Source organism: Cryobacterium sp. Y50 (assembly GCF_002929805.1).
In the GTDB taxonomy this organism is placed as follows: domain Bacteria; phylum Actinomycetota; class Actinomycetes; order Actinomycetales; family Microbacteriaceae; genus Cryobacterium.
In genome coordinates, this window is sequence record NZ_PJJM01000096.1 from 110,497 (window position 1) to 130,556 (window position 20,060).

The window sequence follows — 20,060 nt, forward strand, 5'->3', positions numbered from 1 at the left end:
TGCTAGTTTCACCAGACAATGTCTGATCCGTCTGCACCAGCCGCCCTCAGCGCAGTTTCCAGCTCGCGACCAGCGGATCTCCGCAGCCGCGTCGCCGTCGGAGACATCGCTGTCGGCTTGTTTCACACCCAGGGGTATGAGGCCACAAGTGCGGCCCAGATCGCCGCCGCAGCCGGGGTGTCCCGCAGCACCTTCTTTCGACAGTTCCACTCGAAAGATGACGTGATCTTCGCCGACCACGACGAGCTGCTCGAGCAGATTGGCGAGTATTTCGCCGCCGAGCACGATGACCCGTGGCTCGCCGTCTGCGAGGCAGCCGCGCTCGTGTTCGAGCGGTTTCGGGAGCGCCTCGAGATTGTGCGGGTACGCGACCGGGTCGTGCGCCAGACATCCGTTCTGCGTGACCGGGAAACCGTGATGGTCTCGCGCTACGAGAAGACCTTCTCCGCCTATCTGCGGAGACGATTGCCAGGCGTCGACCCGGTCTTGGCCATTCAATTCGCTGCGGCGGTGACGGCCACGCACAACTATGAGCTGCGCCGCATGATTCGCGCTGCCGAAACGGAACGGATGCTCGATTCGGCAGGACTGGCCGCCCACCTGCAGGCGGTACGCACCCGCTTTGCCCCTGGCGGCGTTGCCGCGGCCACCCCCGCCAGCGAGCTGCTGGTCGCGGTGTTTCCTGCCTCCGCCCTGCCCGACGATGTGGCTCGGGCAATCGCGAGTCGCTTCCTATCGAGCAGTGTGACACCAAGTGTCACTTGACCTGAAACGCAGTGTCAGGTAGAACTGTAGTTATACCCGCTGCTGTGAAAGGCAATGATGCCCGATTATGATGTGTCCGCCCCGCTTGACACCGACTATTACGGCATCTTCGCCGATGTTCCCGAGACGGATCGAGCGTTCTGGAACCGGGCACGCACCTTTGCCCTGGAGACGCTCGACGAGCTGAGCGAGGCCTGGGACAAGGCGGAATACCCACTGCATCTAGCTCGCCGCCTCGGCGAGCTAGATCTGCTCACCGACGGCGTGGCCGGCCCCGGCCTCACCCCCATGTCACCGCTCGCGGCCGGTCTCGTGAACATGGAGATCTCCCGCGGCGACGGATCGATGGGCACCGTGGTGGGCGTTCAGGGTGGTCTGGCCCTGCGCAGCATCGCCATGTTCGGCAGCGACGAGCAAAAGGCGACGTGGCTGGTGCCGCTGGCCCGGGCCGAGAAGCTCGGCGCCTTCGCCCTGACCGAACCCGACCACGGCTCGGACTCGGTCGCGCTTGAGACCACCGCCCACCGCGACGGTGACGAATTGGTGATCAACGGAGAAAAGAAGTGGATCGGCAACGGCTCGGTCGGCGATGTGACCGTGGTCTGGGCCCGCGACGACGGCGGCAACGTGCGTGGGTTTCTGGTCGACCAGTCGCTGGCGGGATACCACGGCGAGACCATGACGGGCAAGGGCTCGCTGCGCGCCGTGCACCAGGCCCGCATCACCCTGACCGACGTGCGGGTACCACTCGACGCCGTGCTGCCCGGCGCCCACACCTTCAAGGACACCGCGGCCGTGCTGTTCGCAACCCGGCTCGGTGTGGCCTGGTCAGCACTCGGACACGCCACCGCGGTGTTCGAAGCAGCCCTCAACTATGCCCAGCAGCGGGTACAGTTCGGCAAGCCGATTGCCGGTTTTCAGATCGTGCAGGAACGTCTCACCCTCATGCTCTCCGAGCTCACCTCGATGCAGTTGCACTGCATGCGCCTGGCCGAACTCGACGCCGCCGGATCGCTGCGCCCGATCCAGGCCAGCCTGGCCAAATTCCACAACACCCGGGCCGCGCGGTCGCTCGCGTCGCTGGCCCGCGACATGCTCGGTGGCAATGGCATCCTGCTCGAAAACCACGTTATTCGGCACCTCGCCGACATCGAGTCAATCCACACCTACGAGGGTACCGAAAGCATCCAGTCGCTGCTCATCGGCCGGGACCTCACCGGGGTCAGCGCCTTCCACTAAACCCACTTCGCTACATCTTTCCGGACAAAGGAGTCCCGCGTGATTGAAACGATGAATATAACCCCGATCGGCTCGCCCAACGATTCACCGCTAACCCCGATGCGGTTTCTGCAGCGCAGCGCGGAAGTATTCCCGGACAAGAATGCGATCGTTTACGGCGCTCGTCGGTACAGTTACCAACAGTTCGCGCAGGCCGCCGAGGAGCTGGCCCACGCCATCCGTTCGCGCATCACACCGGGCGACCGCGTTATATTCCTTGCGCCGAATATACCCGAGATGCTGATCGCCCACTACGCCGTTCCACTGGCCGGTGGGGTGCTGGTCGCGTTGAATTCTCGGCTGGCCGGGCCCGAAGTTCGCTACGTGCTCGAGCACTCCGAGGCGACCCTGCTCTTCATTGACGCCGAGCTGGTCAACGGTGTCTGTGACGCGATCGCGGCATCCGCTTCGCTAAAGGGTGTGATCGAAATCGTCGACGGCGAGTTTGGTCTGACCGAAAGCGACCGGAGCGTCGGCCAGCAGACCCTTGAGTCATTTCTGGTCGAAGCCGACAATGACACCGCCGAACCGCTGGCCTGGGAGGTCTCCGACGAACGCGCGGTGATCTCAATCAACTACACCTCGGGTACGACCGGCAAGCCCAAGGGCGTGATGTACTCGCACCGCGGGGCCTACCTCAATTCCTTCGGCGAGGTGTTCCATAACAAGTTCACCAGTGATTCGGTCTATCTGTGGACCCTGCCCATGTTCCACTGCAACGGCTGGTGCACACCGTGGGCGGTCACTGCCGCCGGCGCCACCCACGTCTGCCTGCGCACGGTGCGGGCCGAATCGGTCTGGTCGGCCATTGACACCCTGGGCGTGACCAACCTGTGCGGCGCCCCCACTGTGTGCGGCGTCATCGCGAACGCGCCGATGAAGCACGTGCTCGAGACGCCGCTCTCCATCACCACAGCGGGTGCACCGCCGTCGCCGAGCGTGATCGAGCAGCTCGACGCGCTCGGGATCACGGTCGTGCACGTCTACGGACTGACCGAGGTCTACGGCCCGTACACGATCTGCGAATACCAGCGCAAGTGGGACGACCTGCCTGTCGACGAGCGTGCCCGCAAGATCTCCCGCCAGGGCGTCGGCATGGTGCAAGCCGAATCAGCCCGCATCGTCGACTCCGCCATGCGCGACGTTCCCGCGGATGCGCAGACAATCGGCGAGATCGTGCTGCGCGGCAACAACGTGATGCTCGGCTACTTCAAAGACGCCACGGCGACGGCGGATGCCTTTCGCGGCGGCTGGTTCCACACAGGCGATCTCGGCGTCATGCATCCGGATGGATATATTGAGATCAAAGACCGAGCAAAGGACATCATCATCTCCGGCGGCGAGAACATCTCCACCATCGAGGTGGAAAATGCGATGCTCACCCACCCGACCGTGCTCGACGTTGCCGTGGTCGGCATTCCGCACCCGAAATGGGGCGAGCGGCCCAAGGCCTACGTCGTGTTGCGTCCGGACTCCCTGGTGACCGAGGTCGACCTGCTCGCCCACACCCGGTACCTGATCGCCGCCTTCAAGGTTCCCGATTACGTTACGTTCGTCGATGCCCTGCCGCGCACGGCCACCGGCAAGATCATGAAGGTCGTGCTGCGCGAACTGCCCGAGGAGGTCGCTGAGCCCGCCGTCTCCTAACCTTTCTGTCGGCCATGTCGTTCAGAACCGCAAATCTGCCCGGTGAAGACCTAACGGGGACCACTTTCGACAAGCTCCGCAGGTCTGTACGCCCACCCCGGTACCCCGGTCCTTGTACGGCCGAAACGCAAGAGACCGGCGCTTTGTCAGCATCCGTCTATAGGTTTATAAGCACAATGGAAGACCCTCCCTCGCATAAACCCTCGCCCGCCACCACCGACATGCCTTTCAATCTGAGAGGAGCACAACATGTATGAGTGGATCATGGTGGGCGTAGGACTCGTTCTCACCGTCGGAACGGGCATTTTCGTAGCCTCCGAGTTCGCGCTCGTCACGCTCGACCGCAATGAGCTCGAGACTCGGCGGGATCGCGGCGAGAAGCGGCTCGGTCCGACCATCAAGGCGCTCAAGATCACCTCGACGCACCTGTCGAGCGCGCAACTGGGCATTACCCTCACTACGCTGCTGACCGGATTCACCTTCGAGCCTGCCATCCGCTCCCTACTCAGCGGGCCGCTGACCAGCGTCGGCGTGCCCGCCGGCATTGTGCCACTGCTGGGAACGATCATCGCAATCTCGCTCGCGACGCTGTTCTCAATGGTGATCGGCGAGCTCGTTCCGAAGAACTTCGCCCTCGCCGTGCCGCTGGCAACCGCGAAGATCGTCGTGCCGGCTCAAACCGTGTTCACGACCGTGTTTAAACCGGTCATTCTATTGTTCAACAACACGGCCAACTCGATCATTCGCCTGTTTGGAATTGAACCTAAAGAAGAGCTGTCGGGCGCCCGCAGCGCCGAAGAACTGAGCTTTCTGGTGCGCCGATCGGCCCTCGAGGGCGTGTTGGACGACGACCACGCCGCGATGCTGCACCGCACGCTGCGATTCTCCGACCACTCAGCAGCGGATGTCATGACCCCCCGGGTGCGCATGGCTTCGGTGCACATTACCGACACCGCCGATAGCATCGTGCGCCTCGCGACCAGCACTGGTTACTCACGGTTTCCCGTGATCGACAAGAACTCCGACGACATCGTCGGCGTGTTGCACGTAAAACAAGCCTTCGCCGTCACGCTGGATGAGCGGGCGACGGTAACCGCCGCCGACCTGAAGGCCCCCGCGCTACGCGTTCCCGAGACCATGGGCGTGGATTCCCTGCTCGCCGCCCTGCGCCAGCAGGGGTTCCAGATTGCCGTGGTCGCCGATGAATACGGCGGAACCGCCGGCATCGTCACCCTCGAAGACCTCGTCGAAGAACTCGTCGGCGAGTTGGAGGACGAGCATGACCGGGCCAAGACCGGCGTCATCCGCTCCGGTCGGTCCGTCGTGTTCGACGCGGCCTGGCGCCCCGATGAGCTGCTCGACCGCGCCGGCGTCTCCGTGCCCGACAACGGCGACTACGACACGGTCGGCGGATTCCTCGCCGACCAGCTCGATCGCATTCCCGAACTCGGCGACGAGGTCGCCATCGAGGGCGGCGTACTGCGCATCGACCACGTCGACGGCGTGCGCGTGCACCGCGTTCGCTACACGCCCCTCGACCCCGAGACTGATCCGAGCCTCGCCACCCCACACGACCGCATCGTCAACAAAATTCAGAAAGATCTGATCCATGAGTAGCGCCGATTTAACCGCGTACTTACCCGGCCTGATCTGGCTCGTCGTGCTGCTGGTGGTGAACGCGTTCTTCGTCGGCGCCGAATTCGCTGTCATTTCGGCCCGCCGCTCCCAGATTGAACCGCTGGCCGCCCAAGGCAACAAGGCCGCTAAGACCACCCTGTGGGCCATGGAACACGCCACGCTCATGCTCGCCACCAGCCAGCTGGGCATCACGGTGTGTTCGCTGCTCATCCTGAACGTCTCGGAGCCGGCCATTCACGGTCTGCTCGAATACCCGCTCGCGGGCACCGGGCTCTCCGAGGGAATGATCAGCACAATCGCTTTCAGCTTCACGTTGATTCTGGTGACCTTTCTGCACGTTGTCTTCGGCGAGATGATCCCCAAGAACATCTCGTTCTCCGTTCCCGAAAAGGCCGCCCTTATTTTGGCACCGCCGCTCGTGTTCGTAGCTCGGGTGTTCAACCCGATCATTTTCAGCCTGAACTGGCTGGCCAACGGCGTACTACGACTGTTCAAGGTCGAGCCGAAAAACGAGGCGACGAGCGCGTTCACGCTCGACGAGGTCGCGAGCATCGCCCGGCAGTCCACCCGGGAAGGCATGCTGCAGGATGCCTCCGGCACGCTCACCGCGGCGTTCGAGTTCACGGCGAAAAAGGTGTCCGACGTGCAGGTCCCGATCGAATCGATGGTCTGCCTGCCGTCGACGGCCTCACCGGCCGACATTCAGCGGGCCGTCAGCCAGCACGGTTTCTCGCGGTACATCCTGACCGACGACGACGGTCAGCCGAGCGGCTACCTGCACCTCAAGGACGTCATGGATCTCACCAGCGGCGACACCTTCACTCAGCCGGTGCCGAGCAAACGCCTGCGACGTCTCGCATCCGTTTCGTGTAACAGCGAATTGGAAGACGCGCTCGCGTCGATGCGTCGCCTTGGAGCGCACGTAGCAACGTCGTTCAACGCGAACGGAACCGTGACCGGTGTGCTCTTTCTTGAGGACATCATCGAAGAACTCGTCGGTCAGGTCGAGGACGCCACCTCGATCTGACCTGGCGGCTCGCAATCGAGCCAACTACACTCATTTGGATGCTTAGCGAAAATCAATCCGAGGGTTTCGTGCGGGTGCGCGGTGCCCGCGAGAACAACCTGCGCAATGTGAACGTCGATGTGCCCCGGGACGCCATCGTGGCGTTCACCGGCGTCTCGGGCTCCGGCAAGTCCTCGCTCGCCTTCGGCACGATCTTTGCCGAGGCCCAGCGCCGCTTCTTCGAGTCGGTAGCGCCCTACGCGCGTCGACTCATTCAACAGGGACATACCCCGCACGTCGACGAGATCACCGGACTGCCGCCAGCGGTCGCCCTGCAGCAACGCCGTGGAACACCAAGTTCCCGATCGAGCGTCGGCACGGTCACCACCCTCTCCAATTCACTGCGAATGATGTATTCCCGTGCCGGCATATATCCAGCGGATACTGCCGGTCGCCTCGAATCCGACTCCTTTTCGCCGAACACCGCGATGGGCGCCTGCCCCCGCTGCCATGGCTTGGGCATGGCGCACACGGTCAGTGAAGCGTCGATGGTGCTAGACGCCACCCTCAGCATTCGCGACGGCGCCATCGCGGCCTGGCCCGGTGCCTGGCAGGGCAAAAACCTGCGCGATATCGTCGCGGTGCTCGGCTACGACATCGACCTGCCTTGGCAGGACCTGTCCCGCGCCGACCGGGACTGGATTCTGTTTACCGAGGAGCAGCCGGTGGTCGAGGTCGTGCCACAGCGCGACCGCATCGCCAAGCCCTACCAGGGGCGCTTCTGGAGCGCGAAAAGTTTCGTGCTGCACACCCTCGCTGACAGTAAGAGCCCGAATGTGCGGCAGCGGGTGTTGCGTTACGTCGACACCGGCCCGTGCCCGGACTGCAGTGGCAGCGGTCTGAAGCCCGAAGCCCTCGCCGTCACCGTGGCCGGGCACTCGATCGCCGTACTCAACGCCCTGCCAATGACGGCCCTGGCCGAGGTCCTTCGGCCGATCATGTCAAACGACTCTGCGTCAGAGGTGGCCGTCACCCTGGCCGGCGACCTTCTACGCCGCATCGATGTGCTGCTCGAACTGGGCCTCGGCTATCTGGCCCTCGGCCGGTCGACCCCCACGCTCTCGCCGGGCGAGATGCAACGGCTGCGCATTGCGACCCAGCTGCGCTCTGGCCTGTTCGGGGTCATCTACGTGCTGGATGAGCCCTCGGCCGGCCTGCACCCGGCCGACGCCGAGCCACTGCTGCTGGTGCTCGAGCAGCTCAAGCTCTCGGGCAACTCCGTCTTCGTGGTCGAACACAATATGGACGTCGTCGGGCGAGCCGATTGGGTCGTCGACGTCGGTCCTCGGGCCGGCGAGGGTGGCGGCGAAGTGCTCTACAGCGGGCCGACCGCCGGGCTGGCCGAGGTCGAGACGTCCGTCACGCGGCAGTACCTGTTTGCTGCGGAGCGCGAGCGCGTGACACGGGGCGAGCTGCGGCAGCCGCTTGGCTGGTTGGGCCTGCACGACGTGACCCGGCACAACCTACAGGGTCTCGATGCGCAGATTCCGCTCGGGGTGTTGACGGCCGTCACCGGCGTCAGTGGCTCGGGCAAATCCACGCTGATCAGCCAGGTGCTCGCCGAGGCCGTCGGTCGACACCTGCACCCCGACCCCGATGATGTTCCGGTGCTCGATCTGGGCGACCCCGATGCCGAGGTTGAGTTCGACTCGAGCCCGGTCGCCGCGGTCACCGGCCTCGAAGCCGTGGATCGCCTGGTGCAGGTCGACCAGAAGCCGATCGGCCGCACCCCGCGCTCCAACCTCGCCACCTACACCGGCCTGTTCGATGCCGTGCGGGCCACCTTTGCCGCCACCGACGAGGCCCGAGCGCGCGGCTTCACCGCGTCCCGGTTCTCGTTCAACGTAGCCGGCGGTCGCTGCGAGACCTGCCTCGGTGAGGGTTTCGTGGCCGTCGGACTGCTCTTTCTGCCGGGCAGCTACGCACTCTGCCCGGACTGCGGGGGTTCGCGTTACAGCCCCGGCACCCTCGAGGTGAACTACCACGGCAAGAACATCGCCCAGATACTCGGCCTGACAGTGGATGCCGCACTCGACTTTCTCACCGACGTCACCGTCGCCGCGCGCAGTCTAGAAACCCTGCGCGAGGTGGGCCTTGGCTATCTAAGACTCGGGCAGCCGGCCACCGAACTTTCCGGCGGCGAGGCTCAGCGCATCAAGCTCGCAACCGAGTTGCAGCGCGCCCGGCGCGGCCACACCCTCTATCTGCTCGACGAGCCGACGACGGGGCTGCATCCGGCCGACGTCGAGCTGCTCCTGCAGCAGCTCGGGCGGCTAGTCGACGCCGGCAACACCGTGGTCGTTGTCGAACACGAGATGGACGTGGTCGCCGCGGCCGACTGGGTAATCGACCTCGGCCCCTCCGGTGGCGACCAAGGCGGCCAAATTATCGCTGTCGGCACCCCCGCCACGGTGGCTGCGCATCCCACGAGCCGCACCGCGCCCTATCTCAAGCTCCGCCTCGCCTAAAATTCCCGCCTCATCCCGGTTCTTGGTGGCTAATTCAGGAGAACTAGGCACCGGCAGCAAGCCCAGCCCGAGATTGTGGGGCAGACACCGGGCCAGCCGCCGATTTTCCTGAATTAGCCCCCAAGACCAGGCCCGCCACATGGGGTTGTAACTTTCCGGCGAATCTGAGTGCAGAGGAATAATTCACACCCTGCAAAACGCTGCACCTAGAGGCGCACACAGCATGCCGCCCCGGGGGCGCGCGGCCGCTCGTTTTTGCACTTCCCTTTTCGCACGACCGTCAGGACCAGCTATGACTGCAACAGCCAGCGCGCCCACGACCGAGGCCAAGCTCCACCCGGACGCCAAGCGCAACCAGTTGGTGATCCGGCTGCTGCTGGTCTCCGCGTTCGTGGTCATTTTGAACGAGACCATCATGGGCGTGGCCCTGCCGCACCTCATGAAGGACCTCAGCATCACGGCGACCGCCGCGCAGTGGCTGACCACCGCGTTCATGCTCACGATGGCCGTGGTCATTCCGATCACCGGTTTTCTCATTCAGCGTTTCAACACCCGTCCGGTATTCATCGCGGCAATGACGCTGTTCAGCACCGGCACCCTGATCGCCGCGCTCGCTCCTGGCTTTGAGGTGCTGCTGCTCGGCCGCATCGTGCAGGCCAGCGGAACGGCCATCATGATGCCGCTGCTCATGACCACCGTCATGACCCTCGTCGCCCCCGCCTCACGCGGCAAGACGATGGGTAATATCTCCATCGTCATCTCGGTCGCCCCGGCGATCGGCCCGACCATCTCGGGCATCATCCTCAGCGTGCTCGACTGGCGCTGGATGTTCATTATCGTGCTGCCGATCGCCATCGGCGCCCTCGTTCTCGGCGCCTCACGCATCCAGAACGTGACCACGCCGCGCGAGATTCCGATCGACGTGCTCTCGGTCATCCTCTCGGCCTTCGGCTTCGGCGGGTTCGTCTACGGTCTGAGCAACCTCGGCGGCGCAACCGCTTCCGGCTGGGTGCCACTGGGCATCGGCCTGGTCGCCCTCGCCCTGTTCGTGCTGCGCCAGGTGCAGCTGCAGCGCACCGATCGCGCCCTGCTCGACCTGCGCGTGTTCAGCTCGCGCACCTTCACCCTCTCGATTTCGATGCTCAGCATCAGCATGCTGGCCCTGTTCGGCACGATCATTCTGCTGCCGCTGTACATGCAGGACGTGCTCGGCATGACCGCCCTCGCCACCGGGCTGCTGCTGCTGCCGGGTGGCCTGACCATGGGGCTGCTCGCGCCATTCGTCGGCCGAATTTACGACCGTCGCGGGCCGACTATTCTGCTGGTGCCCGGATCGATCATTGTTAGCGCCGCCTTCTGGACCATGACAATGATGGGTGAAACGACCGAGCCGTGGATGCTCATGGTCACCCACATCGGCATGAGCGCCGGCCTGTCGCTGCTGTTCACACCGCTCTTCACGTCGGGCCTCGGCTCGCTCAATCCCCGCCTGTACTCCCACGGCAGCGCCGTCGTCGGTACCGTACAGCAATTGGCCGGTGCCACCGGAACGGCCCTGTTCATCGCCGTGATGACCTCGCAGTCGGCCGCGCTCATGGCGCAGGGCGTGTCGGAAATCTCGGCCACGGCCTCCGGAATTCGCGGCGCGTTCCTGTGCGGCGCGATCATCTCGCTGTTCGCCATTCCCGCCGCATTCCTGGTGCGGCGTCCGCCGCTCGGCGATTCTGTGTCGATCGGGCACTGACCGGTCAAGGTCCAGTTCAGCGGATGCGCTGGGCCAGCACCGCAGGATGCTCGGTCGGCAGTCCATGCCGCCGACCATTCTGCAGCATCGCCAGATTCTTCTTCTCCCAGTCGCCGAGCGCCTGCCGGAGCGAGTCGATGGCGGCGCTCTCCGCGCAGGAGCTGATGGTGCGGCCGCAGGAGCACTTCGCGGCCGTACCATCGTGGTGCAACTGCGCCACGCGCCACAGGGCGGCCATCGCCCAGTCGATCTGCCGCCGGGCAAGCTCGGTGTTGCGTTCGGCACGCTTGACCAAATCGTTCTGCAACAGGTCGCGCACCCCGTCGATACCGGCCGCGAATTGGCCAGCCACGAGCGTACTGAGCTCGGCGACCTGGTCGCGCAGTGCGGTCAGATCCGTGTCGCGGGCGACGAGCAGGGCATCCGTTTCGGCAATGTACTCGCCGTGGGCCGTCTCGGAAGCCGCCCAGCGCGTCGTCCACAACCGTACGTGCTCGAGGTCGCGGCGTTCACTCTTCTCGGCCCCGATGTGGTGCACGCAGAGCGCACAGACGACCTGGTCGCTCGATGAGGTGAAGTGGAAGGGCTGCGGCGCGAGGCAGCACAGGCAGGGTACCTCGAGGTCGGCGTACAGCGGATGCGCATGCGTCACGATTGCTCCCATCTCACGGATTGTTCTTTCGAGAATACCGGTGCCGAGTTCGTTCCCGAAAAATCACGTGTGCATTTCTGCACGGCACCCCTGTGCAAATCGCACTTTGACAGTCACCAGTGCGAAGCGCAAGCTAAGACGAGCCAGACGACGTGTGAATGAGCGCGTTGTGTCAATGACGACACGGGGGAGACCCATGAGCACGACTAGATCCAATATCCGACAGGACGTACATACGTCCGGACTGAAAAAGGTCGTCGCAGCCTCCATGGCCGGCACGGTCGTCGAGTGGTACGAATTCTTTCTCTATGCCTCGGCCGCAACGCTCGTATTCGGTACCCTGTTCTTTCCGAACGCGGGCAGCGAACTTGAGGGCATCATCGCGGCGTTCGCGACCTACGCCGTCGGCTTCTTGGCTCGCCCGATCGGCGGCATCGTGTTCGGACACTTCGGTGACAAGTTCGGCCGTAAACGCCTGCTCCAGTTCAGCCTCGTGCTCGTCGGCGTCGCCACCTTCCTGATGGGCTGCCTGCCAACATTCCAGCAGATCGGCTACCTCGCACCGATTCTGCTCGTGCTACTGCGCTTCATTCAGGGCTTCGCCGTCGGCGGTGAATGGGGCGGCGCCGTGCTGCTCGTCGCCGAGCACAGCCCGGAGAAGTCGCGCGGATTCTGGGCCAGCTGGCCCCAGGCTGCCGTACCCATGGGAAACCTGCTAGCCACCGCTGTTCTGTTCGTGCTCGCCTCGACGCTGTCCGACGAGGCCTTCCTCAGCTGGGGCTGGCGCGTCGCCTTCTGGCTCTCCGCGGTGATCGTGCTCATCGGCTATTACATTCGCACCAAGGTTAGCGATGCTCCGATCTTTCTCAAGGCGCAGAAGGAGGTCTTGGACGGTGATAAGGGCTTCGGCATCGTCGAGGTCTTCCGCCGCTACCCGCGTGGAGTGTTCACCGCGATGGGACTGCGCTTCGCCGAGAACATTCTTTATTACCTGGTCGTGGTGTTCTCGATCACGTATCTGAAGATCATCGTAGAAATGGACACCTCTCGCGTTCTGCTGCTCCTACTCATCGCCCACGCGATTCACTTCATTGTCATTCCGCTCGTCGGCCACCTCTCCGACCGCGTTGGCCGCCGCCCGATCTACTTCGTCGGCGCCGTGCTCGCCGGCACCTGGGGTTTCTTCGCCTTCCCCATGATGGACACCGCGAACGACTTCATCATCATCGTTGCGATCATGATGGGCCTGCTGTTCCACGCGCTCATGTATGCCGGCCAACCAGCCATTATGGCCGAAATGTTCCCCACCCGCATGCGCTACTCCGGTGTCTCCCTCGGTTACCAGGTCACCTCGGTAATCGCGGGGTCCATCGCCCCGATCATCGCCGTGAGCCTGCTCTCCACCTTCGAGTCCTCAGTGCCCGTGGCCATCTACCTCGCGGCGGCATGCCTCGTGACGGCCCTCGTCGTGCTGACCCTTAAGGAGACCCGCGGCCTGTCGCTGCACGACATTGATGCAGCGGATGCCGCCGATTTGGCCGATCGCGCCGCCTCTGCCGCCGATTTGGCCGGGACCAGCAGCGGTCGATAGCGCGGCTTCACCGGGGGCTCGGTTCAGGGGCGATCGAGCCGCCGTCGATGCGCTGCCACCCCATTCTTGGTGCGGTTGGAGAGCATCCGCTTGCCGAATCAGTCGGTGAACGCGGCAGCCCGACTCGCGATCTCGAGGGTGATCGCCTCGATCGCGGCGCGCACCACAGGCGAACGCAACGATTCGGCCCGCACCACCGCCCAAATCGGCAGCTGGCGCTGAAAATCGTCGGGCAGCACCGGAACGAATTCCGGCCGATCGTGCACAAGGAAATTGGGCAGCAGTCCGATTCCGGCGCCGGCCTGCACGGCCTCCAGCTGCGCGAACAGGCTGGTCGACTGAAAGGTCGTGGCGGCTTCCGGCAGCTGCGACGATCGGTAGCCCAGGTCGGTCACGAGCAAGGCGCTCTCGACGTACGACACGAAACTGTGCAACGCAATATCGTCGAGCGACTGCGGCACTCCGCGCTCCCGCAGGTACTCGCGGCTGGCATAGAGCCGCAGAAAATAGTTGGTGAGAAACATGGCCTGCGCGTTGTTGACGTCGTTGCGTCCAGCCACGATCTCCAGGTCGACACCCGACCGGTTCTGACTCACCTTGCGGGTGGCGCTGAACATTTCGATATTGATGCTCGGGTGCCCCTGCTGCAGCTTCACGAGCGCCGGCGTCACGATCTCGGCCCCGAAGCCGTCGATCGTGCTGATGCGCAGCAGTCCCGACAGCGGGTCCTTCTGGCTGATCGCTGCGCTGAGCACCCCGAGTCGGTCTTCGATCGCTTCGGCAGCACTGACCGCGTGCCGGCCTAATTCGGTGAGCTCCCAGCCGTGCGGGCTGCGTTCGAGAGTGCGGCCACCCAACTCCTGATCAAGTGAGCGGATGCGTCGCGAAATTGTCGTGTGCGTGGTGCCGAGTGCCTCGGCGACCGCATTGAACCGGCCTAACCTGGCCACGGTGAGCAACACGAGCAGATCGTTCGGGCTCGGAAGTTGATGTGCATTCACGAATCAGCCCCTTCCAGTGTGTGCATTTGCGCACATAGCCTCTGTGAATTATTGCCTTGATTGCACTCTATCCGGCTGCGAGGGTGGAGGGACACAAGCAAAGGAGCTTCAAATGTCTGTAGTCGCATGGATCGGATTGGGGAACATGGGCGGTCCCATGTCTGCCAACATGGTGGCTGCCGGCCACGAGGTGCGCGGGTTCGACCTGAATCCGGATGCCGTCGCCGCCGCTGCCGAGGCGGGGGTCACCGCCGTGTCCAGCATCGCGGCGGCCGTGGCCGGAGCCGATGTCGTCTTCACCATGCTGCCCAAGGGTGAGCATGCCCGGTCGGTCTACTTCGGCGCCGACGGGGTGCTGGCCAACACCGACACGACAGCGCTGCTGGTAGATTCCTCCACTATCGACATCGACACCGCTCAAGCCCTGCACGACGCGGCGGCCACGGCGGGCTTTCGCTTCGTCGACGCCCCGGTCTCCGGCGGTATCAGCGGCGCAACGGCGGCAACATTGACCTTCATGATCGGCGGCGAAATCGGCGCGGTTGCCGACGCTACAGCGTTCATCCAGCCGATGGCAGCGAATATCATCCCGACCGGAGGCGCGACGACCGGCCAGGCTGCAAAGATCTGCAACAACCTCATGCTGTTCATCAACCTCGCCGCAACCGCCGAGGGCGCCGTGCTGGCCGAGCGGCTGGGACTGGACAAGCAGGTGTTCTGGGATATCGCATCCGTTTCATCGGGCGATAGCTGGGCGCTGCGCACCTGGTACCCGATCAAGGATGTGGTCGCCACGGCCGCCGCGAACCGGGACTTCGCCCCGACCTTCACTACCGACCTGGCCAGCAAGGACATCGGCCTCGCCATCGCGGCGGCCCGCGCCACCGACACTCCGCTCGAAATCGGCGAGCACGTCGCCAAGCTGTTTCAGCGGCTGATCGACGAGGGCGAGGGCGGCAAAGACTGCTCGATGATCGTCAAACTCGTCGACGGCACCCTGCAGTCGCACAGCTGAACCATGTCATCAACGAGAAAGAGAACTCCTATGCAAACAATTCCCCACTACATTAACGGCCAGCGCGTCGAGTCGGCCGAGCGGTTTGGCCCGGTATTCAACCCGGCCACCGGTGTGCAGGAGAAACAGGTCGTCCTAGCTTCCCGCGCAGTCGTCATCGACGCGATCGAGTCCGCCAAGGCGGCCCTTCCCGAGTGGCAAACCAGCACCCTGGCCAAGCGCACCGCCATCTTCTTCAAGGTGCGCGAATTGCTCGCCGAGCGCACTGCAGAACTGGCGGCGATCCTCACGAGCGAGCACGGCAAGGTGCTCTCTGACGCGGCCGGCGAGATCACCCGTGGGCTCGAGAACATCGAGTTCGCGACCGGCCTCGCCCACATGCTCAAGGGCGACTTCTCGCAGCAGGTCTCCCACGGAATCGACGTGCACTCGGTGCGCCAGGCCGTCGGCGTCGTTGCCTGCGTCACTCCGTTCAACTTTCCAGCCATGGTGCCGCTGTGGATGATCGGCAGCGCCCTCGCCTGCGGCAACACCGTGCTGCTCAAGCCAAGCGAGAAGGACCCGTCGTCGGCGATCTTCATCGCTGAGATCTTCACGGAGGCCGGTCTGCCCGCCGGCGTGCTCAACGTCGTGCAGGGCGATAAGGAGGCCGTCGACGAGCTCCTCGACAACCCTGCCGTCAAGGCGATCAGCTTCGTCGGGTCCACTCCGATCGCCAAGTCCATCTACAGCCGTGCCGCCGCAAACGGCAAGCGCGTGCAGGCCCTCGGCGGAGCGAAAAACCACATGGTCGTGCTGCCAGATGCCGACCTCGAGATGACAGCGGATGCCGCCATCAACGCCGCCTACGGATCCGCCGGGGAACGCTGCATGGCCGTGAGCGTGCTCGTGGCCGTCGGCGGCATCGCCGACGACCTCGTCGCCGCAATCGAGAAGCGCATGAAAAAACTCATCATCGGCCCCGGAACCGATCCGACCTCACAGATGGGCCCACTCATCACCGGCGATCATCGCGACCGAGTCGCGTCCTACCTGGCCGGCGCTGAGTCCGCCGGCGCCACGATGGTCGTCGACGGTCGGGCGCAGAACTTCGCCAGCGGCGGCTTCTTCCTCGGCGTCAGCCTGATCGACCACGTCACGCCCGGCATGAAGGTCTACACCGATGAAATCTTCGGCCCGGTACTCTCGGTCGTGCGCGTCGACACCTTCGACGAGGCGGTAAAGCTCGTCAACGAGCACGAGTTTGGCAACGGCGTGGCCTTGTTCACCCGCGACGGCGGGGCGGCTCGGCAGTTCGAGTGTGAAATTGAGGCTGGCATGGTCGGCATCAACGTGCCTATTCCGGTGCCGGTCGGGTCGTTCTCCTTCGGCGGCTGGAAGAACTCGCTGTTCGGCGACGCACACATGTACGGACCGGACAGCATCCGTTTCTACACCCGCGCCAAGGTCGTCACGACCCGCTGGCCCGACCCTGCCACCTCCGAGATCAACCTCGGCTTTCCCCAGTTGGCGTAAATCCGCGCGGGTCCCCTCGGGGACCCGCAGACGTTTCCTGGCGGGGCTAGGGTGTGGAGGTGCCGTCTTCAGCCCAGCCCACCGCCACGCACGAGTTCGTCGCCGGGACCGCATTTCTCGGTCGCGGCCTCAAAATGTGGATAACCTCACCCCGTCTCATGCTGCTCGGCGCCCTGCCGGCTCTCATCGTCGGCATTCTCTATCTGGTCGGCATCGTGGTACTGCTCGTCAACGTCGAGACCATCGCCGTCACGATCAGCCCGTTCGCGAACGGCTGGGACGAGCCGTGGCGCACGGGCGTGCGAGTCCTGGCCGGCGCGGCGGCCGCAGCGGCCGGCATCCTCTTGCTTGCTTACACCTTTGTGGCCGTGACGCTGATGATCGGGGACCCCTTCTACGAGCGCATCTGGCGTGCGGTCGAGACCGACCTCGGCGATGCGCCAGTCGAAGCTAAGCGCGGCCTGTTGCGCCCGATCGCGGACGCCCTGCGGTTGGTCGCCCTCGCTGTGCTGGCCGCTCTCTTGCTTCTCCTCTGCGGCCTGGTTCCCGGACTCGGCCAGCTGATCGCGCTCGTTCTCGGGGCTGTTTTGGGCGGCTGGATCCTCACCCTCGAACTCACCGGCTTCGCCTTCGACGCCCGCGGCTTCACCCTCACCCAGCGACGACGGATGCTGCGCGCCCGCCAATCCCGCAGCCTCGGTTTCGGTGTGCTCACCTACCTGCTGTTCCTGATTCCGGGCGCGGCGGTCATCGTGATGCCCGCCGCTGTCGCGGGCGCAGCCTTGCTCAGCCGGGACGTGCTCGAAGCGACGAAACCGAGCGATCAGCGCTGACGGTGAATGATTCTCCCGCCGCGCGCCGCGATGGCGCGAACCACGACCGGGCGCGCCCCGATCCAGATCGTAGCCATGAGCAGGATCGAGCCGACGAAGATCCAGACACCGAGCCAGCCGTCGTCATTCCGCGCCGCATACATGTGGTTCAGGTTGGCCCGGGCGCCGGTCGTGAGTACGAGCAGAACGTGCACGACAATGAACGCCACGAAGAAGACAAGCACCGCAAAGTGCAGCTTGCGCGCGACGGGCAAGGGAAAGACCCGATCAAGTCGCCGAAACCGGGCAGAGAAGCCGGGGGACATGCGTAGGCCGGTAACGAGCGCGATCGGTGCTGCCACGAATACGACCGTGAAGTAACTGAGCAGTTGAAGGGCGTTGTAGTGCGCCCAGCCGTTATCCGTCGGCCAGTTCAGCGAGGCATATTGCAGGCTGGCCGACACGGCGTTGGGAATGACGTCCCAGTTGGTGGGCACAATTTTGAGCCATTGCCCGGTCGCGAACAACAGAACATAGAAGACGATCCCGTTCACCAGCCACAGCGTGTCGAACACGATGTGCTGCCATAAATCGAGGGTCATGCGGATCGGCGGATTCTTGGTGCGCAACCAGCCGGTATTGGTGCGCGTCCAGAAAATGGACGGGCGTTTGGTCGTACGCACCTGCCAGCCGGTCCTAATGACGAACAGAATGAAAAAGGCGTTGAGCCCGTGCTGCCAAGCCAACCAGGCCGGCACTCCGACCGGTGTCGCGGCCGGATGGGTCGACACACCGGGGTAACTGCGTGTGAAGTCGTCGACCGAGGGAAGGGCACGCATCCCGTTCGCCGCGAGTACCACGATGGCCGCGACCACGAGCAGGACAGGCACGATCCAGGCCAGCCACATCCACCGGCTCGGCTGATAGGTACGCAGTCGAAAGGCACTGCGCCGAAGGGCACCCATCGTCATCGCGTTCCGTTCTCGCCTGAGCTTGTGCAGGGCGTCCCCGCAAGGCTACTTGCCCTCTCCGACGCGGTGTAGATCCCCGACGCGGTGGGTCATATAGCGGACAGCTGAACTAGGTCTTCCGGCAGACCACCCCGCGGGCACTGCGCTGCTATTGATTCAAGTTCTTGACCATTCCGGCCGGCCAAGGAACCACGATCGCACCGACGAGGGACCGGAGGAGGCTCTCATGTCAGTGAAGTTGCACTTCAGCCCAGTATCCCCACGACAGCGAGCAGCCGAGCCACCGGGGTGAAAACCTTCGTCACATCGTGTGATCCGCCTCATAGTCGTCGAAGAAGATGCTTTCTACAGGCCTGCCGAACAGTCGGGCCAGCCGAAGGACGAGGGGAAGGCTGGGGTTGAACCGACCGGCCTCTATGGCGTTGATGGTCTGTCTAGAGACCCCGACGTTCGTGGCCAAGGTTTCTTGGGACCATTTCCGCGCCTGCCGGAGGGCCTCGACGTCGTTCCTCATGCTGTGGCCCTGGTGGCTGCTTTCCTGATCACGGCATGGCGTACCCAGAAATCAACGATGAGAACAACGGCGAGGCCGATCAGCACCCAGGCGGGATTCGTCTGAGTGGGAAAGATGATGAAAAGGCATCCCGTGATGACAGTGAGAAGCACCATATCCAGGAACGTTTTGGACTGAGCTTCCACGGCCAGATGGCGTTCCAGGCTGTCGGGTCTGGCCGTCAGCTCACGGCGCTCCGTGCGCCGGCGGAAGATCCTCGTTCCGATCGACACCGACATCAGGGAAGCGAAGACCGCCGCGGTAAGGGCAGTAATGACCCACGAAGCTGCACCGGCTTCTTGAGCGGCGCCGAGAAAACCCCCCAAGGTGCCGCACACGACAACACCGATTGCGATGTAAATGAACCGCACCTTCATGCTGAACTCCTTTGCTGAATGACCGAATATGGAAAGTTCACTTTCCATATTAGAAGGCATTCAGACGAAAGTCGGTGTATGGCCGGGCCAAAATGGCGCGGCGCCACCGGCCCGTTCGTCACTGGTGTCAGCTGGCTAGCTTTCCTCTAGCGACATTCGGGGTACAGGAGGCGCTGGAGGTAGATGCGCAGAGTGTTCAAACAATGGCTACTACTGCCCTCCCCCGAAGTGTCTTGCGAAGGATCGTTACCAAACGCCACCCGTCACAGACCTGAGCGTCGAATATTCGACGAAGTCTCAAACCACCCGTAGAGACCGTCTCTATCGGCTTGGTTTCACATCCTCCGGTCTGCGAGCCTCGACGAGCTCTTGGGCCATGGTGCTTGCTTCGCGGACGAGAGCAGCGTCGCGGCCGACTTTCGCTGCTGTGATGGCCGCGTCGTAGAGCAAAGCCAGGCGGGATGTCACCGTGGCGGCAGTGCCCGCACCTATGAGGTTGGCCAGGTGTGTGCGAACGACGGCGCGGTAGCGTTGTGCGACTGCGCCGACTGCCGCGCATTCCGGCAGTTCAATCACGGCATTAGTGAATGGGCAGCCGTGGAACGTGTTCAATTCGACTGAACGGGCGAGGGCCTCAAATAGGGCTGCGATCCGCTCCCAGCGCGGCGAGAGCGGATTGTCCAGTGCGTGGGCGTTTCTGATCCAGCCGTCTAGCTCCTGTTCCAGGTAAGCCACGACGAGAGCTTCTTTGTTGGCGAAGTTGTTATAGAGGCTGGCTTTGGCAACACCCGCGTTACGCACGACGAGATCGATTCCCGTGGCATTGATGCCGTGTTCGTGGAACAGGCGGCCCGCGGACGCGAGTAGGCGCTCCTTGGCGCTCACGATCGGGGTAATGGTCGACGAATGCATACTTTGATATTACCAGACCGATCGGTATAGTTAGTGGTGACCAGATCGGTCTAAC

The 20,060-nt window shown here is 63.8% G+C and carries 17 protein-coding genes; 11 read left to right on the forward strand and 6 right to left on the reverse strand.

From position 1 onward, the window contains the following. Nucleotides 1-18: 18 nt before the first annotated feature. The 7 genes from CXY73_RS13630 (at nt 19) to CXY73_RS13660 (ending at nt 10,606) form a co-directional block, all read left to right on the forward strand. Nucleotides 19-765, forward strand: coding sequence for a TetR/AcrR family transcriptional regulator (locus CXY73_RS13630; protein ID WP_104135223.1), 747 nt, complete (start codon nt 19-21; stop codon nt 763-765). A gap of 57 nt (nt 766-822) precedes the next feature. Then, nucleotides 823-2,004 (forward strand): acyl-CoA dehydrogenase family protein, encoded by a 1,182-nt coding sequence (locus CXY73_RS13635; protein WP_233198341.1) that lies wholly within the window; start codon nt 823-825, stop codon nt 2,002-2,004. Between the two features lie 39 nt (nt 2,005-2,043). Then, on the forward strand, nt 2,044-3,690 hold the full coding sequence (locus tag CXY73_RS13640) for an AMP-binding protein (protein ID WP_369831244.1): 1,647 nt from the start codon (nt 2,044-2,046) through the stop codon (nt 3,688-3,690). A 249-nt stretch (nt 3,691-3,939) separates the two neighbouring features. After that, nucleotides 3,940-5,307 carry a hemolysin family protein gene (locus CXY73_RS13645; RefSeq protein ID WP_104135225.1) on the forward strand — a complete coding sequence of 456 codons (1,368 nt, stop codon included), beginning with the start codon at nt 3,940-3,942 and terminating at the stop codon, nt 5,305-5,307. Then, nucleotides 5,300-6,355: a hemolysin family protein gene (locus CXY73_RS13650; RefSeq protein WP_104178013.1), complete on the forward strand. Its 1,056-nt coding sequence runs from the start codon at nt 5,300-5,302 to the stop codon at nt 6,353-6,355. Before CXY73_RS13645 ends, CXY73_RS13650 begins: the two co-directional genes overlap by 8 nt. Nucleotides 6,356-6,393: 38 nt before the next feature. Further along, nucleotides 6,394-8,862 (forward strand): excinuclease ABC subunit UvrA, encoded by a 2,469-nt coding sequence (locus CXY73_RS13655; protein ID WP_104178014.1) that lies wholly within the window; start codon nt 6,394-6,396, stop codon nt 8,860-8,862. 292 nt (nt 8,863-9,154) lie between these two features. After that, on the forward strand, nt 9,155-10,606 hold the full coding sequence (locus CXY73_RS13660) for an MDR family MFS transporter (RefSeq protein ID WP_104178015.1): 1,452 nt from the start codon (nt 9,155-9,157) through the stop codon (nt 10,604-10,606). A 16-nt stretch (nt 10,607-10,622) separates the two neighbouring features. Here the strand turns inward: CXY73_RS13660 and CXY73_RS13665 are convergent, their stop codons facing one another. Further along, on the reverse strand, nt 10,623-11,270 hold the full coding sequence (locus tag CXY73_RS13665) for a hypothetical protein (RefSeq protein ID WP_104135229.1): 648 nt from the start codon (nt 11,268-11,270) through the stop codon (nt 10,623-10,625). 184 nt (nt 11,271-11,454) lie between these two features. Here CXY73_RS13665 and CXY73_RS13670 point away from each other — a divergent pair, with 184 nt between their 5' ends. After that, nucleotides 11,455-12,849, forward strand: coding sequence for an MFS transporter (locus tag CXY73_RS13670; RefSeq protein ID WP_104178016.1), 1,395 nt, complete (start codon nt 11,455-11,457; stop codon nt 12,847-12,849). A gap of 98 nt (nt 12,850-12,947) precedes the next feature. Here the strand turns inward: CXY73_RS13670 and CXY73_RS13675 are convergent, their stop codons facing one another. Further along, entirely contained in the window at nt 12,948-13,850 is a 903-nt protein-coding gene (locus tag CXY73_RS13675) for a LysR family transcriptional regulator (RefSeq protein WP_104178017.1), read from the reverse strand. A 112-nt stretch (nt 13,851-13,962) separates the two neighbouring features. Between CXY73_RS13675 and mmsB the strand changes: the two genes are divergently transcribed. From mmsB to CXY73_RS13690, 3 genes are read left to right on the forward strand one after another with little or no spacing between them, the layout of a single operon-like run. Continuing rightward, complete coding sequence (gene mmsB, locus CXY73_RS13680) at nt 13,963-14,865, forward strand: 3-hydroxyisobutyrate dehydrogenase (protein ID WP_104178018.1); 903 nt, start codon at nt 13,963-13,965, stop codon at nt 14,863-14,865. Nucleotides 14,866-14,895: 30 nt separating this feature from the next. Continuing rightward, nucleotides 14,896-16,380, forward strand: coding sequence for a CoA-acylating methylmalonate-semialdehyde dehydrogenase (locus CXY73_RS13685; RefSeq protein ID WP_104178019.1), 1,485 nt, complete (start codon nt 14,896-14,898; stop codon nt 16,378-16,380). Between the two features lie 59 nt (nt 16,381-16,439). Continuing rightward, on the forward strand, nt 16,440-17,213 hold the full coding sequence (locus CXY73_RS13690; RefSeq protein WP_199185377.1) for an EI24 domain-containing protein: 774 nt from the start codon (nt 16,440-16,442) through the stop codon (nt 17,211-17,213). Here the strand turns inward: CXY73_RS13690 and CXY73_RS13695 are convergent. The 4 genes from CXY73_RS13695 to CXY73_RS13710 form a co-directional block, all read right to left on the reverse strand. Continuing rightward, complete coding sequence (locus CXY73_RS13695; RefSeq protein WP_233198342.1) at nt 17,204-18,157, reverse strand: cytochrome b/b6 domain-containing protein; 954 nt, start codon at nt 18,155-18,157, stop codon at nt 17,204-17,206. The genes CXY73_RS13690 and CXY73_RS13695 overlap by 10 nt on opposite strands. 307 nt (nt 18,158-18,464) lie before the next feature. Then, complete coding sequence (locus tag CXY73_RS13700; protein ID WP_104135233.1) at nt 18,465-18,677, reverse strand: helix-turn-helix transcriptional regulator; 213 nt, start codon at nt 18,675-18,677, stop codon at nt 18,465-18,467. Beyond that, nucleotides 18,674-19,093 (reverse strand): hypothetical protein, encoded by a 420-nt coding sequence (locus CXY73_RS13705; protein ID WP_146071762.1) that lies wholly within the window; start codon nt 19,091-19,093, stop codon nt 18,674-18,676. The genes CXY73_RS13700 and CXY73_RS13705 overlap by 4 nt, the downstream gene beginning before the upstream one ends. A gap of 321 nt (nt 19,094-19,414) precedes the next feature. Further along, a complete protein-coding gene (locus CXY73_RS13710; protein WP_104178021.1) occupies nt 19,415-20,005 on the reverse strand; it encodes a TetR/AcrR family transcriptional regulator in 591 nt (196 codons plus the stop codon). Between the last annotated feature and the right edge of the window lie 55 nt (nt 20,006-20,060).

Bases quoted from the DNA above. Each gene is read 5' to 3' on its own strand.
- CXY73_RS13630 (WP_104135223.1), top strand. From the start codon at position 19: ATGTCTGATCCGTCTGCACCAGCCGCCCTCAGCGCAGTTTCCAGCTCG.
- CXY73_RS13635 (WP_233198341.1), top strand. From the start codon at position 823: ATGCCCGATTATGATGTGTCCGCCCCGCTTGACACCGACTATTACGGC.
- CXY73_RS13645 (WP_104135225.1), top strand. From the start codon at position 3,940: ATGTATGAGTGGATCATGGTGGGCGTAGGACTCGTTCTCACCGTCGGA.
- CXY73_RS13650 (WP_104178013.1), top strand. From the start codon at position 5,300: ATGAGTAGCGCCGATTTAACCGCGTACTTACCCGGCCTGATCTGGCTC.
- CXY73_RS13655 (WP_104178014.1), top strand. From the start codon at position 6,394: ATGCTTAGCGAAAATCAATCCGAGGGTTTCGTGCGGGTGCGCGGTGCC.
- CXY73_RS13660 (WP_104178015.1), top strand. From the start codon at position 9,155: ATGACTGCAACAGCCAGCGCGCCCACGACCGAGGCCAAGCTCCACCCG.
- CXY73_RS13665 (WP_104135229.1), bottom strand. From the start codon at position 11,270: ATGGGAGCAATCGTGACGCATGCGCATCCGCTGTACGCCGACCTCGAG.
- CXY73_RS13670 (WP_104178016.1), top strand. From the start codon at position 11,455: ATGAGCACGACTAGATCCAATATCCGACAGGACGTACATACGTCCGGA.
- mmsB (WP_104178018.1), top strand. From the start codon at position 13,963: ATGTCTGTAGTCGCATGGATCGGATTGGGGAACATGGGCGGTCCCATG.
- CXY73_RS13685 (WP_104178019.1), top strand. From the start codon at position 14,896: ATGCAAACAATTCCCCACTACATTAACGGCCAGCGCGTCGAGTCGGCC.
- CXY73_RS13695 (WP_233198342.1), bottom strand. From the start codon at position 18,157: ATGGGTGCCCTTCGGCGCAGTGCCTTTCGACTGCGTACCTATCAGCCG.
- CXY73_RS13700 (WP_104135233.1), bottom strand. From the start codon at position 18,677: ATGAGGAACGACGTCGAGGCCCTCCGGCAGGCGCGGAAATGGTCCCAA.
- CXY73_RS13705 (WP_146071762.1), bottom strand. From the start codon at position 19,093: ATGAAGGTGCGGTTCATTTACATCGCAATCGGTGTTGTCGTGTGCGGC.
- CXY73_RS13710 (WP_104178021.1), bottom strand. From the start codon at position 20,005: ATGCATTCGTCGACCATTACCCCGATCGTGAGCGCCAAGGAGCGCCTA.